This window comes from Kribbella sp. NPDC026611 (assembly GCF_040638345.1).
In the GTDB taxonomy this organism is placed as follows: Bacteria; Actinomycetota; Actinomycetes; order Propionibacteriales; family Kribbellaceae; genus Kribbella.
Map to the genome: position 1 here is coordinate 123,149 of NZ_JBEZYC010000002.1, position 14,347 is coordinate 137,495.

The window sequence follows — 14,347 nt, forward strand, 5'->3', positions numbered from 1 at the left end:
GGTCATCGCTATTGTCCCAGGCGGTTTCGCCGACACGTTCCGCTGGGCGTGAAACCGCGCACACCCGGAGGTGGGAGCACGTAGGCTGGGCAGTCCGGTTTCCGGTCCGTGGGCAGTCAGGGACCGGATTGGCTTGAGAGACGACAGGGGGCCTGCGAGTGGTTGACCTCGCGAACCTGAGGGACCCGGTCGTGATCGCCGCGTTCGAGGGCTGGAACGACGCGGCGGAGGCGGCCACCGGAGCGGTCGACCACCTGATCGACGAGTGGGACGCGGAGCTCGTCGTCGCGATCGACCCCGAGGACTACTACGACTTCCAGGTGAACCGGCCACATGTCGGCTTCGACGACGACGGTGAGCGGCGGCTGACCTGGCCGACCACCCGGGTGTACCTGGCGCGGCCCGAGGACACCGGCCGCGACGTGCTGCTGATCCGCGGCGTCGAGCCGAACATGCGCTGGCGGGCGTTCTGCCGGGAGCTGCTGGAGATCGTCGACGACTCGAACGCGCAGATCGTGGTCGTGCTCGGCGCGCTGCTCGCGGACTCGCCGCACACCCGCCCGATCCCGGTCTCGGCGACCTCGTCGGACCCGGAGCTGACCGCCTCCTGGAGCCTCGAGCCGTCGACGTACGAGGGCCCGACCGGCATCACCGGCGTCTTCGCCGACCTTTGCACGACCCTCGGCGTACCGGCGGTGTCGATCTGGTCGGCGATCCCGCACTACATCGCCGGCACCCCGTGCCCGAAGGCGTCGCTCGCGCTGCTCAGCAAGATCGAGGCTTTGCTGGACCTGCAGATCCCCGAGGGCGAGCTGCCCGAACTCGCCCGCGCCTGGCAACGCGGCGCCGACGAGCTCAGCGAGGAAGACCCCGAGGTCGCCGAGTACGTCCAGTCCCTGGAAGAACAACGCGACACCGCCGACCTCCCCGAGGCCACCGGCGAAGCCATCGCCGCCGAGTTCGAACGCTACCTCCGCCGCCGCAACAAAAACCACCCCAGCGACTAGCCCCGCCCACCCCCCGGTCGCGGCCTACGGTACGGGCGCGTAACGGCACGAGCCGTGGCGCGTTGTTACTAATGGGTTTATATTCATTCGGTCGATTGACCTGGGGGTGAGGCGGATGCGGGGCGAGCGGGGTGGGACGTCGATTCCTGCCTTGGCGGTGCTGGTGCTGCTCGGGGTTGTCGCGGCGGTGGGGATTCTTGGGAACAAGGACAAGCCGGCGCCGGTCGACCTGACCACGCTGGCGGCGTCGACGACCGCCACCACGATCGCCACGGCTCCCCTCGATGCCGAGCCGTTTTCCGGGACCAGCGGGCTGGTCGTGCATCCGCGGGGTGAGGCCGCGCTCTACAGTGCGCCGGACGCGGAGGCGTTCGGGAAGATCGGGCCGACGCAGTTCGGGCCGACCTGGTTGCCGGTGGTCGAGCAGAGCGACGGCTGGGTGCGGGTGCTGCTGCCCTCCAAGCCGAACCGGTCCACCGGCTGGCTGCAGGACGTGGACCTCGATCGCGCCTCCTCGCCGTACCTGATCCGCGTGCACACCAGCTCGCGGACGCTCGAGCTGTTCCTGAACAACAAGAGCCTCGGCAGCTGGAAGGCCGGGGTCGGCGCGACCAAGACGCCGACGCCGCCCGGCCGCACCTTCCTGCTCGGCTCGATCATCGACCACAAGCGCTCGGCCTCTCCGGTCGTGCTCCCGTTGGGTGCGCACAGTCCCACCTTGGACACGTTCGGTGGCGGACCTGGTACCGTCGCGATCCACGGCTGGCCGAACCCGCACGTGTTCGGGGCGGCGATCAGCGCCGGCTGCGTCCGGGTGCCGCGGACCGCGCTCGCCCACCTGCAGAAGGTCCCGCTCGGGACCCTCGTCCTGATTGACAGCAAGTAAGGGAGATTCCCCGATGCGACGACAGTTGGCGCCGACCGTCCTGACGGTCGCGGCGGTGACCGGCGTGGTGACGTTCAGCCTGATCGCCAGCGCGCCGGTCGGCAACGCAGCGGCCCGGCCCTCCTCGGCGTACGCCGTGAGCGCCGAGGGCCAGGTCCCGATCGCGAAGACGCCGTACGCCGAGTCGCTCGACGGCAAGCGGCAGACGACGTCCGCGCTCGAGCTGCCGAAGAACCCGCTGCTCTCGGTCCGGGCCGGGACGGCGACCGCGGGCAACGACTCCGCGTCGGTCGAGCTGTTCGACATCGTCGTCGGTCCGGACATCCTCAGCCAGGTGAAGATCCCGCCCGAGCTGAAGCAGTCCTGCTCGACGCTGCCCGCCACCGGCGCGAACGACCTGCCGATCCCGGACCTGCCGCTGCCCGACCTCGGGCTGCCGCTGCCACAGCTGAGCACCAAGGACCTGCCGGTGAAGAACCTGCCGGACCTGTGCAAGCTGCTGCTCACTCCCCCGGCGTCGCTGCTGTCCATCGACTCGCTCAACGTCTGGTGCTCCGGCGACAACGGCGGCGTCGACATAGGCTCGATCAGCCTGCTCGGTCAGGTCCTGAAGCTGCCGACGACCAAGCAGGGCGCCTCGCTGCCCTCGAACCCGCTGGCGACGATCAAGGTCAATTCGCAGGGCAAGCACTCGGACGGCGCGTTCACGATCACCGGCCTGACCATCGACCTGGGTGGCGCCGAGACGATCACCCTCGCCTCGGCCACCTGCGCCAAGCCGGCCGCGAAGCCGAAGCCCACCCCGAAGCCGACCGAGCCGAACCTCCCGGCGCCTCCGGTCGACCACGTCCCGGCCGCCCCGGTCCCGACCCCGGTCAAGACCCACCAGCCGGTCACCGGCTGACGCCCGTACGAACAGAACCCCCGACCGGCTGCCCGGTCGGGGGTTCTGCACGTCTCAGCCGACGTTCGGCGCGGGGTCCTGCACGTCGAACGCTGGTCGATCTACTCGCTAGAGCTTCACGCCCAGGAGTGCATCTGCTGCCAGGGCTATCAGCGCGGGAGCCTCGTGGTCATCCCCTTCGCTCTCCGCCCAAGCATCGATCACGGCCAGCGCGGCCACGGTGTCCAGATCGTCGGTCAGCGCTGCCCGCAACGCATCGACAGCCGCCGCACCATCCGGCCCGGACCCACGCCCAACCGCCGCACGCCACACATCGAGCCGCTCCTGCGCCGACGTCAGGTCGGTCGGCATCCAGAACCAGTCCGTGCGGTAGTGGTGCGTCAGCAGCGCCAGCCGGATCGCCATCGGGTCCGCGCCGGCCAGCCGCTCCTTCGACACCAGCACCAGGTTGCCCTTGGACTTGGACATCTTCTCGCCGTCCAGCCCGACCATCGCCTGGTGCACGTAGGTCCGCGCGAAGGGATGCTCACCCGTCGCCACCTGCGCACCGGACGCGGACATCTCGTGGTGCGGGAAGATCAGGTCCGTCCCACCGCCCTGGACGTCGAGCGTCATCCCGAGGTACTGCAGCGCGATCGCCGAGCACTCCACGTGCCACCCCGGCCGGCCACGTCCGAGCGACGAGTCCCAGGCCGGTTCGCCCGGCCGCTCGTGCCGCCAGAGCAGGCTGTCCAGCGGATCCTGCTTCCCCTCGCGCTCCGGGTCGCCACCGCGCTCGGCAAACAGCTCGACCATCGTCGACCGGTCGTACCCCGACACCCCGCCGAACGCCGGGTCCGCCTTCACCGCGAAGTACAGGTCGCCGTCGACGGAGTACACCGCGCCGGCCCGGCGCAGGTCCTCGATCGCCTCGGTGACCAGGTCGACCGACTCGACCACGCCGATGTAGTGCTGCGGCGGGATCACCCGCAGCGCGGTCATGTCGTCGCGGAACAGCTGGATCTCCTGCTCGGCCAGGTCGGTCCACTCGACCCCGGTCGCGGTCGCCCGCTCCAGCAGCGGGTCGTCGACGTCGGTGATGTTCTGCGTGTAGTTCACGTCGTACCCCGCGTCCCGCCACAGGCGGTTGATCAGGTCGAACGTGACGTACGTCGCGGCATGGCCCATGTGCGTGGCGTCGTACGGCGTGATGCCGCAGACGTACATCCGGGCGGTCCCTGACGTCGGGGCCACCTCGACCGGACCGCGTGACGCGGTGTCGTAGAGGCGTAGCCGCCGGGCCGGGCCCGGTACGACCGGGATGTCTGGGTTCGTCCACGCCTGCATGTGTCGGAGCTTATGCCAGTCCGATTTTCAATGACGCGACACGGGGTTGGTCGAGGTCCAATCAGTGGGCCGACCTGCGCCGGACCCGGAAGCCCGATAACCTCGCGAGCGATGAGTGCAGACAGCAGCCCCGGCTCGAGTCCGGGATTCAGTCCTGGCTTCCAGGCGTACGGCGGCTGGGCCGCGGCCGCCGCGATCCAGCAGCAGGACCTGTTCAACGAGGTGGTCGGGACCGACTCGCTGATGGTCGACCTGAACGCGCGCACGTTGACGGGCGAGCGCGGCGTGCTCAGCGGGGTCTCGCTGCTCGGCAGCCTCTCCCACCTCGACAACACCTGGCTGTGGGGCTGGGCGAACCCGGGCTTCGGGCCGGACTTCCCCGCTGTCGCGGCGACGCTCCCGATCCGTGACTTCGGCAATCAGCACGGGATCACCGAGTTCACCAGCGACAGCCCGGACCTGAACGGCTTCCCGGACCCGGCGCAGGCCGCGATCACGCTGGCGATCACCGCGGGCTGGGTGCTCGGCGGTCGCGGCGTGTGGTCGACGGCGATCAACGAGGGCCGCGGGCACGTGTACCTGTACGTCGCGGACGAGCAGTTGCCGCGGGCCACCTTCGACCCGTTCGCGACACCACGGCTGCTGATGACGGCGGTCAGCGTGTTCCCGGTCGACCACCGGCAGGTCGTGCGCGGCTACTTCCAGCACTTCGGCTTCGAGTACGCCGAGTCCCCCGACGCGCTCCGCGGTACGGCGTCCGACGGAACCGTCGTGCTCACCTCGTACGACGCCCAGGGCCGCCTCGACAACGTCAGCGTGCAACCCGCGAAGAGCTAGAACGCAGGCCAGGGAATCGCGGGCCAGTCGTCGCTCGGGTACGGGAACGTACCGGTCTTGAGCAGGGACGCGCAGCGCTCGCGGGTCGCAGTCAGCTCGACGGCCGTGATCAGCTCGCACAGCTCCTGACCGAGTCCCCCGGCCAGCCGGTCGGCCAGGTGCCGTACGTCGTCCAGTAGCTCAGGCGGGATCGGGTCGCCGGCCCAGCCCCACAGGACCGTCCGCAGCTTGTCGTCGGCGTTGAACGTGACGCCATGGTCGACGCCGTACACGCGGCCGTCGCCCGGGTTCAGCACGTGGCCGCCCTTGCGGTCGGCATTGTTGACCACGGCATCGAATACGGCCATCCGCTGCAACGCCTCGTTGTCGGCGTGCACGAGGGTCACCGGATTGTGCCGGCCGTCGAGCGCGTCCAGTACGCCGACCCAGCCGTCGGGCACGCGGCCCTGCGGGACGATGTCGACCAGCTCGGTCTCGCCCGGGCCGAGCTCGGTCTCGTCGATCCACAGCTGCACCATGCCCTCGCCGAGCGGCCCGTCCCGCAGCAGCGTCGGCGGAACCACCGACCAGCCGAGCGCCTCGGAGACGACGTACGCCGCGAACTCGCGCTGGGCCAGCGTGCCGTCGGGGAAGTCCCACAGCGGCCGCTCGCCCTGCACCGGCTTGTAGACCACGGTCGCGGTCTCGCCGTCGAGGGCCACCGAGCCTTGGAAAGTACCGTTCGACGCGGCCACCAGGCGGCCGTGCAGTGACAGCTCCCCGTGGGCGAGCAGGTCTGGCCGGCTCATTCCGGCAGGTGCCTGCGGTAGCCGTTGGCGCGCGGGCAGATGTGTCCTTCGGGATCGATCGGCCGGCCGCAGAACGGGCAGCTCGGCCGGCCGGACGCGACCAGGGCGACCGCCCGGCGGGCGAAGGCACGGGCCTGCTCCTCGGTGATCCGGACCACGAACACCTCGGCGTCCTCGGACTCCATCGCGGCGGTGACCGGGTCTTCCTCCTCCTCGAGCTCGACCTGCTCCGCGGCGACGACGGCGAACACCTCGATCACGACCCGCTCGGCGTCGGCCTCCCAGGCCAGCGTCATCGTACCGGCCCGGAACTCCTCCTCGATCGGCTGCTCCAGCGGCGCCGTGTCGTCGGCCGCGGTCGGCGTCACCGGATCGCGGTCGAACCGCCGCGCGACCTCGTCCAGCATCACGTCGAGCCGCTCCGCGAGCGCCATCACCTGTTCCTTCTCACACGCCACCGAGGTCAGCCGGCTACCGGCCCTGGCCTGCAGGAAGAACGTCCTCGCACCGGGTTCCCCCACGGTGCCGGCGACGAACCGCTCCGGGTCGTCGTAGGAGTGCACAACTCGCGCCATGACTAAGACCCTATTACCGTCCACCTACGACTGCGTCTGAGGACTGCTTCTTGGGCTTCGCTTTCGCTGTGGGCTTAGGGACGAGGGAGGCGAGCTCGCTGCCGGAGTCGTTGAGGCGGACCAGGAACGGGCGGGTCGCGGTGTAGGTGATGATCGTCGTCGATGCGGTGTCGACGACGATCCGCTGGAACGCGTCCAGGTGCTGACCGAGCGCGTCCGCGACGATCGCCTTGATCACGTCGCCGTGCGAGACCGCGACCCAGAGCGCGTTGTCGCCGTGGCTCTTCGCGAGCGCCGCGTCGTGGGCGCGGACGGCGTCGACTGCGCGCTGCTGCATCGCACGCATCGACTCGCCGTTCGGGAACGTCACGGCCGACGGGTGCTGCTGAACGACGGCCCACAGCGGATCCTTGGCCAGGGTCGAGATCTTCTGGCCGGTCCAGTCGCCGTACCCGCACTCGGTCAACCGCCGGTCCGTTGCCGGACGCAACCCTGTGTGCCGCTTCGCGATCGCCGCGGCCGTCTGCTTGCAGCGCTCGAGCGGCGAGGTGACGATCGCGGCCAACGGCAGCTCGGCCAGCCGCTGCGCGACCGCCTCGGCCTGCTTGACGCCGGTCTCGTCCAGCTTCACCCCCGGCGTACGGCCGGCCAGCGTGCCGGACGTGTTGGCCGAACTACGGCCGTGCCGGACCAGAATCACCGTGGGCATGCTGAGCACGTTATCTCGTCAGGCAAGTCGCGGGTGCAATCATGGGTTCCGTGATTGTGGATTGCGGGGTGTATGCCGAGGGTGAGCGGAAGGACCTGCCCAAGGACCCCGAGACCGTGGCCCAGGCCGTAGGTGACGACATCGACAGCTTCGGGTGGATCGGTCTGCACGAGCCGACCGAGGCCGAGATGCGCCGGGTGCAGCAGCTGTTCGACCTGCACGAGCTCGCGGTCGAGGACGCGCTGCAGATCCACCAGCGGCCGAAGGTGGAACGGTTCGGCGACTCGCTCCTCGTCGTACTGCGCACCCTCTGGTACGTCGACGAAGGCGACGCCGTCGAGACCGGACAGGTGACGGCCTTCGTCGGACCGCGGTACGTCGTCACCGTGCGGCACGGCAAAGGCGGCGAGCTCGCGACCACCCGTCAGCAGCTCGAGGAACGGGCCTCGATGCTCGGCCACGGGCCGGCCGCCGTGCTCTGGGCGATCTGTGACGCGATCGTCGACGACTACGAGACCGTCGCCGAGCAGGTCGAGATCGATGTCGACGAGATCGAGTCGTCCGTCTTCTCCCCGGAGCGGACCAGCGACGCCGAACGCATCTACCGGCTGAAACGCGAGGTCCTGGAGATGCGCCGCGCGATCGACCCGCTCCGGGAACCGATCGAGCAGTTCGCGCACGGTGTCGCCGGCATCAGCCCCCAGGCGAGCCCGTTCTTCCGTGACGTCGCCGACCACCTCACCCGCGTGTCGGACCAGTCCGAAGCCATCGACACCCTGCTGTCGTCGGCCCTGAACGCGCACCTGGCCCGCGTCTCGGTCCAGCAGAACGACGACATGCGCAAGATCTCCGCCTGGGTAGCCATCGCCGCCGTTCCCACCATGCTCGCCGGCATCTACGGCATGAACTTCGACAACATGCCCGAACTCCGCTGGCACTACGGCTACTACGCCGTCCTCGCCCTGATGGCCTCCACCTGCACCCTGATGTACCGCTTCTTCCGCAAGGTCGGCTGGCTGTAACGCACGGCCCGGTACCGGACATGGGCCAGACATGACGAGTTCGACGGCTGCGCACTCTCCGCCCCCGGCCGGGATCCGGAGCGTCGGCGGCGATGACAAGGAGCGGTTCCGGCGGCTTTTCGACGCCAACTTCCGGAAACTGCTGGCCTACGCGCTGCGGCGGGTGGAGTCGGCCGAGGACGCCGCGGACGTGGTGTCCGACACGATGCTGATCGCCTGGCGACGGCTGCCGGAGGTGCCGGCGGACGACGCGGCCCGACTCTGGCTGTACGGCGTTGCCCGCCGGGTGCTCGCCAACCACCGGCGCGGTGACGACCGCCGGGAGCGGCTCGGTGAGCGGTTGCGCAGCGAGCTGGTCAACGCCGTACCGGACCTCGCCGAAGCAAGCGACTCCGCCGTCGTGGTGCGCGCGGCGATGGCGCGGCTGGGCGACAGTGATCGCGAGCTACTGATGCTGACCGGCTGGGACGGCCTGAACCCGTCCGAGGCAGCGACCGTTCTCGGTCTGCCCGGCCGGACGGTGCGCACCCGGCTGCACCGGGCCCGGCGCCGGCTCGGAAAACTGCTCGGTGACGCCTTCGAGGCTCCTGGACACGAACGGAACGACAACCCGCCGACCGAGGAGGAGCGATGAACGAGTACGAGATCGACCACCTGATCGCGGGAGCCGATCCGTTCGGCGACCGCTCGGTGCCCGCACCGAGCGCCGCCGCAGACCTGGTTGAGGAGCTCATGACCACCACTGCACCAACCCCCGAGGTACGCCGCTCGCGCCGCCGCCCGATCCTGATCGCGGTCGCCGCCGCCGCGGCGATCGCCATTGCCGTCACCGGCGCACTCTTCCCGCACGGCAACCCGGCCGCGCCCGCGCCGGCGTACGCCGCCGAGGCTCGCGCCGTCGCGGAGAACAACCCACGCTTGCTGCTCGGCGACCCGTGGAAGATCAGCCGAGTCGGCGACTTCACCAGAAGCAACGGCAAGCTCGCGTTCTCCGACGGAAAGCACGAAGTCATCCTGACCTGGCACCCGAGCAAGCTGTACGCCGACACCCTCGCCGAGCTGGCCGATGCCGGTCCCAAGCAAGCGGTCACCGTGCTCAACGCACCTGCCACGCGGTTCCAGTACTCCGGCCGAACCGAGTACACGACGATCCTGCCGGTGCACGGCTCGACGTTCGTCGATATCCGCGCCGACCTCGGCTCGGAGGCCGCGTACCAGCAGATGATGGCGAAGATCAGGGCCGTCGACGTCGACACCTGGCTGGGGGCGATGCCGGCCAGTGCGGTCAAGCCGGCGGACCGGGCCAAGGTGGTGGCGGAGGTGTTCGACGGCATTCCGGTACCGAAAGGATTCGATCGGAAAGCCTTCGAGAAAGGTGACCTGAGCGACCGGTACCAGATCGGCGCGGAAGTCACGGGCCACGTCACCTGTGCGTGGCTGGACCAGTGGCGTACCGGCGACCCGGCTCGCAAGCGGGAGGCCCGGGACGCCCTCGCGACCGCACACTCCTGGAAAATTCTCCAGGAGATGAAGGCCGAGGGCGAGTACTCGACGGTCCTGTGGGAGATCACCGACAAGCTCGTGCAACACAACCAAGCGGCACAGGACTACCAGCAAGCGCTCGGCTGCTGACGACGCAGCGCCCGGGATTCGTCCCGGGCGCTGCACCCGGTTAGGTGGCGGTGATCGTGCTCGTCGAGAGCAGGATGATGAGGACGATGCCGAGGAGCACGCGGTAGAGGGCGAAGACTTCGATGGTGTGCTTGGCAACGAACCGGATCAGCCAGGCGACCGATGCGTACGCAACGACGAAGCTGACGATCGTGCCGACGATCAGGGGTACGGCGCCGACGCCGCCGTTCAGGGCGTCCTTCAGTTCGTAGACGCCGGCGCCGACGAGGGCCGGAATGCCCAGCAGGAAGGCGATCCGGGTCGCGGCCACTCGATCCAGGCCGCGGAACAGGCCTGCGGTGATCGTCGCACCGGACCGGGAGACGCCGGGGATCAGCGCCAGGCACTGGACGATGCCCATCACGATCGCATCCGTCATCGTGATCCGCTCCAGCGGGCGGGACTTCGAGCTCAGCCGCTCCGCCGCCACCATCACGAACGACCAGACGATCAGGGCCGCGGCCACCCACCAGAGGCTGCGCAACGGGCCCGAGATCAGGTCCCGGGCCAGGAAGCCGACGATCACGATCGGCAGCGAGCCGACGATCACGTACCAGCCCATCCGGTGATCGAACTCGCCGCGGTGCTCGGGCTTCAGCAGCCCACGGACCCAGGCGACCGCGATCCGCTGGATGTCCTTCCAGAAGTACAGCACCACCGCGGCGATCGCGCCGACCTGGATGACCGCTGTGTACCCGGTGACCGCCGGGTCGTCGATCTTCAGCCCGAGCATCTTCGAGACGATCGTCAGGTGGCCGGTGCTCGACACCGGGAGGAATTCGGTCAGGCCCTCGACGATGCCGAGGATGATGGAGTCCCAGATCGTCATCAGCTGCCGACCCCGGCCAGGTCGAGCGCCTCGGCGACGGTCCGGATATCCGCGATCCGCTGCTCCACGGTCGGCGCGAACGGCGTCAGCGCGACCGTGGTCGCCCCGGCCTCGGCGTACGCCGTCAGCTTCTCCGCCATCCGCTCCTTGCCACCCAGCAGCGAGATCGAGTCCAGGAACCCGAACGGTACGGCGGCCATCGCCTCCCGGTGCTTCTTGTCCAGGTACAGGTCCTGGATCTCCTTGGCCTCGTCGGCGTACCCCATCCGGACCGCGAGCGCGTTGTAGAAGTTCTTCTCCCGGCTGCCCATCCCGCCGATGTAGAGGGCGGCGTACCCGCGGATCGGGTCGGCGGCGGTCCGCACGTCGTCGCCGGTCATCACCGGAACGGACGCGACGACGTCGAAGTCGTCGAGCCCTTGCTGACGGGTCGAGCGACCCGTCCTGATGTGGTTCAACTGCTCTCCCAGATAGGCGGGGTCGTTGAGGATGCCGAGCCAGCCGTCGGCGATCTCGCCGGCCAGCTCGAGGTTCTTCGGACCGACAGCGGCCAGGTAGATCGGCACGTGGTCGCGGATCGGGTGAACGGTCAGCTTCAGCGCCTTGCCCGGTCCGTCCGGCAGCGGCAACGTGAAGTACTTGCCTTCGTACGCGACGGTCTCGCGTCGAAGTGCGGCGTTCACGATGTCAACGTACTCACGGGTCCTGAGCAGAGGCTGAGAAAAACGCACGCCGTGCCAGCCTTCCGAGACCTGCGGGCCGGACACGCCGAGGCCGAGCCGGAACCGCCCGTTCGACAGCCGGTCCAGGGTGGCCGCGGTCATCGCGGTCATCGCCGGCGTCCGGGCCGGGATCTGGAACACCGCCGCGCCGACGTCGATCGTGGTGGTCTGGGCGGCGATCCAGGTCAGCAGCGTGGCCGCGTCCGAGCCGTACGCCTCCGCGGCCCAGGTGACCGAGAATCCGAGCGCCTCGGCCTCCTTCACCAGCCGCAAGTGGTCGAGATGGTCGTCGCCGCCGTACACGAAGCCGATGTTCAGTCCGAGTCGCATGACTGGCGAGCCTAGCGAGAGGTTGTCGGTGGCCCGCAATAGGCTCGGTCCATGCAGCAGCGCTATCTCGGTCACAGTGGATTGGCGGTGAGCCGGCTCGGCCTGGGGACGATGTCCTGGGGGCGGGACACCGACGAGCACGAGGCGCGCGAGCAGCTCGCCGCGTTCGTCGCGGCCGGGGGCACGCTGCTCGACACCGCGGCGGCGTACGGCGACGGCGACAGCGAGCTGCTGATCGGGTCGCTGCTCGGCGACGTGGTGGACCGCGACGACGTGGTGATCGCCACCAAGGCCGGTTTCAGCGTCCGGCGTGGCGAGCGGATCACCGACACCTCGCGCGGCGCGCTGCTCCGCGATCTGGACGGGTCGCTGCGGCGACTCGGGGTGGACTACATCGACCTGTGGCAGCTGCACACCTGGTCCGACGACGTACCGCTCGAGGAGACGCTCTCCGCGCTCGACCACGCGGTCAATTCGGGCAAAGTGCGGTATGTCGGCGTCTCGAACTACGCAGGCTGGAAGTCGGCCCGCGCGGTGACCTGGCAGCAGGCCTGGCCCGGTCGGGCCGTGCCGGTGTCGAACCAGGTGGAGTACTCGCTGCTCGCCCGCGACGCCGAGGCGGACGCGATGCGGGCGGCCGCCGGGCTCGGCATCGGAGTGCTGGCGTGGTCGCCGCTTGGGCGCGGCGTGTTGACTGGGAAGTACCGCACGGGGATCCCCGCGGACTCCCGCGCAGCGTCTCAGCATCTGTCCAGATTCGTCGACCCCTACCTCGACGGCCGGGCTTCGGGCATCGTGGAAGCGGTCGCACGAGCCGCCGACGGGCTCGGCTGGACCCCGCTCGAGGTGGCGCTCACCTGGGTGCGGGACCGGCCGGGAGTGTCGGCGGCGATTGTTGGGGCCCGGACCGCGATGCAGCTGAAGCCCGTGCTCGGCGTGGAGGAGCTCACGCTTCCGCCCGCGATCGTGGCGGCGCTGGAGGATGTTTCGTGAGGCAGGTTGTGTTGGGTAGCTGCTGAGGTAGCTGTTGCGAGGTAGCTGGAGGCGCGAATGGCGGAGTACGAGCTGCAGCAGTTCGAGGTGTCCCGGACAGAGTCCCGCGGTGCGGTGCGCAAGCTGCTCACCGAGCACGCGGAGTACGGCGGCTGGGAGCTCGCCCGCCTCCGCCGCTACCCGGACGGCACCCGCCGCGTCTGGCTCCGCCGCCGCATCATCCGCGTGATGCGGACCCTCTGAGCAGCGCGCTCACCAGCTCCCGCCGGCTTCCCACGCCCACCTTGTCGTACGCCGCTCGCACGTGTTCCTGCACGGTGTGTGGCGACAGGCACAACTTCTCGACGATCTGCCGCGTCGAGTAGCCCCTGAGCAGCAGCTCGGTCACCCGCTGCTGGGCAGGGGTCAGGCCGTGCAGATCCAGCAGCAGCGATCCGAGCTGCGCCGGCGTGACCGGGTCGATGACGACAACCGTTTGACCAACCGCGCCGAGCCTGGACGCGTGCAGCTCGAGCCACTGCCCGCCGGCGGTCCGCACCTTCAGCCGCACCGGGACCTGCTCGAGCCGCATCCGCGCCGCTACCGCTCGCACCGCCATCGGAAGCTGACCCGGCGCACCGAGCTCGGCGAGCCAGTACTCCGCCTCCGCGCTGACCGATTCCAGTCGGAGCCGCTCGTCCAGCACCACCACCCCCGGCCCGGCTCCCGCGCTCCCGGTCGCGTCCGTCCGCAATGCCCGGCGCAGTCCGTCGCCGAGGTGCGGCGCGATCCGCCGTACCACTTGGAGGTCCTGCGGGGAGAAGCCGGTGTCGCCGTCTTCGCGGTGCAGGCAGAGGACGCCCCAGCACTGCCCGTTCGAGATCAGCGCCGCCCGCAGCTCGTCGCCCAGTCCGAGCGGCCGCATCACCTCGACGTACCGGGGGCTGTTCCGCCAGTCGCCCTTGGTCGCCTGCTCGAGCGACCGGACCGGCACCGGGCCGCCGGCCAGGGCGGCGAACTTGTTCACGTCGTCCTGGCCGAACTCGTTGGCCATGAACTGCTCTGTCACCTCGCCCAGTGGCTCCTCGGCGACCGCGGAGGTGAACAGGACCGTCGCCGGGTCCACGGTCGCGAAGAAGGCGGCGTCGACCGTCAGGACGCCTCGCAGCCGCGCGAGCGCCTCGGTCCGCAACTGATCGACGTCCAGCCCGGCGTAACAGCGCTGGATCAGCAGTTCAAGGCGATCCCCCGCCCCCATGATCGTGATGCTACGCCGGTACGACGCCCAGTTGCCGGAGCAGACCGAGCTCGTCGAGGCGGCCCCAGCGCTCGACGATCAGGCCGTCCCGGACGCGGAAGATGTTGATGCCGGGCAGGCTCACCTCCTTCCCCGTGGCCGGCACGCCCATGACCTCGGCCCGCTGCGTCCCGCTGGCCGTGAAGCGCTCGACGACGAGGTCCCCCTCGGCGATCAGCGCGTGCTGCTCGGAGTGCCAGTCCGGGAACCCGCTCCGGAACATCCGCCCGGCCGTCCGCATCCCCTCGCGGTCGGCGCCCGCACCGAACGGCGGGTCGTGGTTGATGAAGTCCTCGGCCAGGTAGGTGTCTACGGCGCCGAGATCCCCCTTGGTGAACAGTCCGTCGATGAACTCGTGGACGACGGTCTTGTTGCTCTCTGGTGTGCTCATGAACCCGATCGTGCGCCGGGTCGCGGCCGTGTCGTACCCCGATTAGTTGGGGTTCTGGGAGCTGAATTATCTCTGCGACAG

General features: G+C 69.6%; 17 protein-coding genes. 9 read left to right on the plus strand and 8 right to left on the minus strand.

Going from position 1 to position 14,347, the window contains the following annotated elements; all coding sequences use genetic code 11:
- Positions 1-158 precede the first annotated feature (158 nt).
- The 3 genes from AB0E69_RS06720 (at position 159) to AB0E69_RS06730 (ending at position 2,797) form a co-directional block, all read left to right on the plus strand.
- Positions 159-1,007, plus strand: coding sequence for a PAC2 family protein (locus AB0E69_RS06720; protein WP_360140749.1), 849 nt, complete (start codon positions 159-161; stop codon positions 1,005-1,007).
- A 115-nt stretch (positions 1,008-1,122) separates the two neighbouring features.
- Positions 1,123-1,893, plus strand: a complete 771-nt coding sequence (locus tag AB0E69_RS06725) for a L,D-transpeptidase (protein WP_360140752.1) — start codon at positions 1,123-1,125, stop codon at positions 1,891-1,893.
- Between the two features lie 13 nt (positions 1,894-1,906).
- Entirely contained in the window at positions 1,907-2,797 is an 891-nt protein-coding gene (locus AB0E69_RS06730; protein ID WP_360140755.1) for a hypothetical protein, read from the plus strand.
- Between the two features lie 108 nt (positions 2,798-2,905).
- On the opposite strand, the gene mshC is transcribed toward AB0E69_RS06730, so the two are convergent.
- Positions 2,906-4,123 carry a cysteine--1-D-myo-inosityl 2-amino-2-deoxy-alpha-D-glucopyranoside ligase gene (mshC, locus tag AB0E69_RS06735; protein ID WP_360140758.1) on the minus strand — a complete coding sequence of 406 codons (1,218 nt, stop codon included), beginning with the start codon at positions 4,121-4,123 and terminating at the stop codon, positions 2,906-2,908.
- A gap of 111 nt (positions 4,124-4,234) precedes the next feature.
- Here mshC and AB0E69_RS06740 point away from each other — a divergent pair, with 111 nt between their 5' ends.
- Complete coding sequence (locus AB0E69_RS06740) at positions 4,235-4,960, plus strand: DUF6882 domain-containing protein (protein WP_360140761.1); 726 nt, start codon at positions 4,235-4,237, stop codon at positions 4,958-4,960.
- Here AB0E69_RS06740 and AB0E69_RS06745 read toward each other — a convergent pair.
- From AB0E69_RS06745 to AB0E69_RS06755, 3 genes are read right to left on the minus strand one after another with little or no spacing between them, the layout of a single operon-like run.
- Positions 4,957-5,748: an SCO1664 family protein gene (locus AB0E69_RS06745; protein WP_360140764.1), complete on the minus strand. Its 792-nt coding sequence runs from the start codon at positions 5,746-5,748 to the stop codon at positions 4,957-4,959. The two genes, AB0E69_RS06740 and AB0E69_RS06745, sit on opposite strands and share 4 nt — an antisense overlap.
- Positions 5,745-6,323: a DUF3090 family protein gene (locus tag AB0E69_RS06750; protein WP_360140767.1), complete on the minus strand. Its 579-nt coding sequence runs from the start codon at positions 6,321-6,323 to the stop codon at positions 5,745-5,747. The genes AB0E69_RS06745 and AB0E69_RS06750 overlap by 4 nt, the downstream gene beginning before the upstream one ends.
- Before the next feature lie 13 nt (positions 6,324-6,336).
- Entirely contained in the window at positions 6,337-7,032 is a 696-nt protein-coding gene (locus AB0E69_RS06755; protein WP_360140770.1) for a histidine phosphatase family protein, read from the minus strand.
- A gap of 41 nt (positions 7,033-7,073) precedes the next feature.
- Here AB0E69_RS06755 and corA point away from each other — a divergent pair, with 41 nt between their 5' ends.
- From corA to AB0E69_RS06770, 3 genes are read left to right on the plus strand one after another with little or no spacing between them, the layout of a single operon-like run.
- Complete coding sequence (corA, locus tag AB0E69_RS06760; RefSeq protein WP_360140773.1) at positions 7,074-8,054, plus strand: magnesium/cobalt transporter CorA; 981 nt, start codon at positions 7,074-7,076, stop codon at positions 8,052-8,054.
- 31 nt (positions 8,055-8,085) lie between these two features.
- Entirely contained in the window at positions 8,086-8,688 is a 603-nt protein-coding gene (locus tag AB0E69_RS06765) for an RNA polymerase sigma factor (RefSeq protein WP_360140776.1), read from the plus strand.
- Positions 8,685-9,686, plus strand: a complete 1,002-nt coding sequence (locus AB0E69_RS06770) for a hypothetical protein (RefSeq protein ID WP_360140779.1) — start codon at positions 8,685-8,687, stop codon at positions 9,684-9,686. The genes AB0E69_RS06765 and AB0E69_RS06770 overlap by 4 nt, the downstream gene beginning before the upstream one ends.
- Before the next feature lie 40 nt (positions 9,687-9,726).
- Here the strand turns inward: AB0E69_RS06770 and AB0E69_RS06775 are convergent, their stop codons facing one another.
- Positions 9,727-10,554: an undecaprenyl-diphosphate phosphatase gene (locus AB0E69_RS06775; protein WP_360140782.1), complete on the minus strand. Its 828-nt coding sequence runs from the start codon at positions 10,552-10,554 to the stop codon at positions 9,727-9,729.
- Positions 10,554-11,606 (minus strand): LLM class F420-dependent oxidoreductase, encoded by a 1,053-nt coding sequence (locus tag AB0E69_RS06780; protein ID WP_360140785.1) that lies wholly within the window; start codon positions 11,604-11,606, stop codon positions 10,554-10,556. Before AB0E69_RS06780 ends, AB0E69_RS06775 begins: the two co-directional genes overlap by 1 nt.
- 51 nt (positions 11,607-11,657) lie before the next feature.
- Between AB0E69_RS06780 and AB0E69_RS06785 the strand changes: the two genes are divergently transcribed.
- Together AB0E69_RS06785 and AB0E69_RS06790 are read left to right on the plus strand one after the other, a co-directional pair.
- Positions 11,658-12,599, plus strand: coding sequence for an aldo/keto reductase (locus tag AB0E69_RS06785; protein WP_360140788.1), 942 nt, complete (start codon positions 11,658-11,660; stop codon positions 12,597-12,599).
- 57 nt (positions 12,600-12,656) lie between these two features.
- Entirely contained in the window at positions 12,657-12,842 is a 186-nt protein-coding gene (locus AB0E69_RS06790) for a DUF5703 family protein (protein WP_145811853.1), read from the plus strand.
- On the opposite strand, the gene AB0E69_RS06795 is transcribed toward AB0E69_RS06790, so the two are convergent.
- Both AB0E69_RS06795 and AB0E69_RS06800 read right to left on the minus strand, forming a co-directional pair.
- Positions 12,817-13,836, minus strand: a complete 1,020-nt coding sequence (locus AB0E69_RS06795) for a LuxR C-terminal-related transcriptional regulator (RefSeq protein ID WP_360140792.1) — start codon at positions 13,834-13,836, stop codon at positions 12,817-12,819. The genes AB0E69_RS06790 and AB0E69_RS06795 overlap by 26 nt on opposite strands.
- Positions 13,837-13,846: 10 nt before the next feature.
- Positions 13,847-14,266: an ester cyclase gene (locus tag AB0E69_RS06800; protein WP_360140795.1), complete on the minus strand. Its 420-nt coding sequence runs from the start codon at positions 14,264-14,266 to the stop codon at positions 13,847-13,849.
- Positions 14,267-14,347 lie beyond the last annotated feature (81 nt).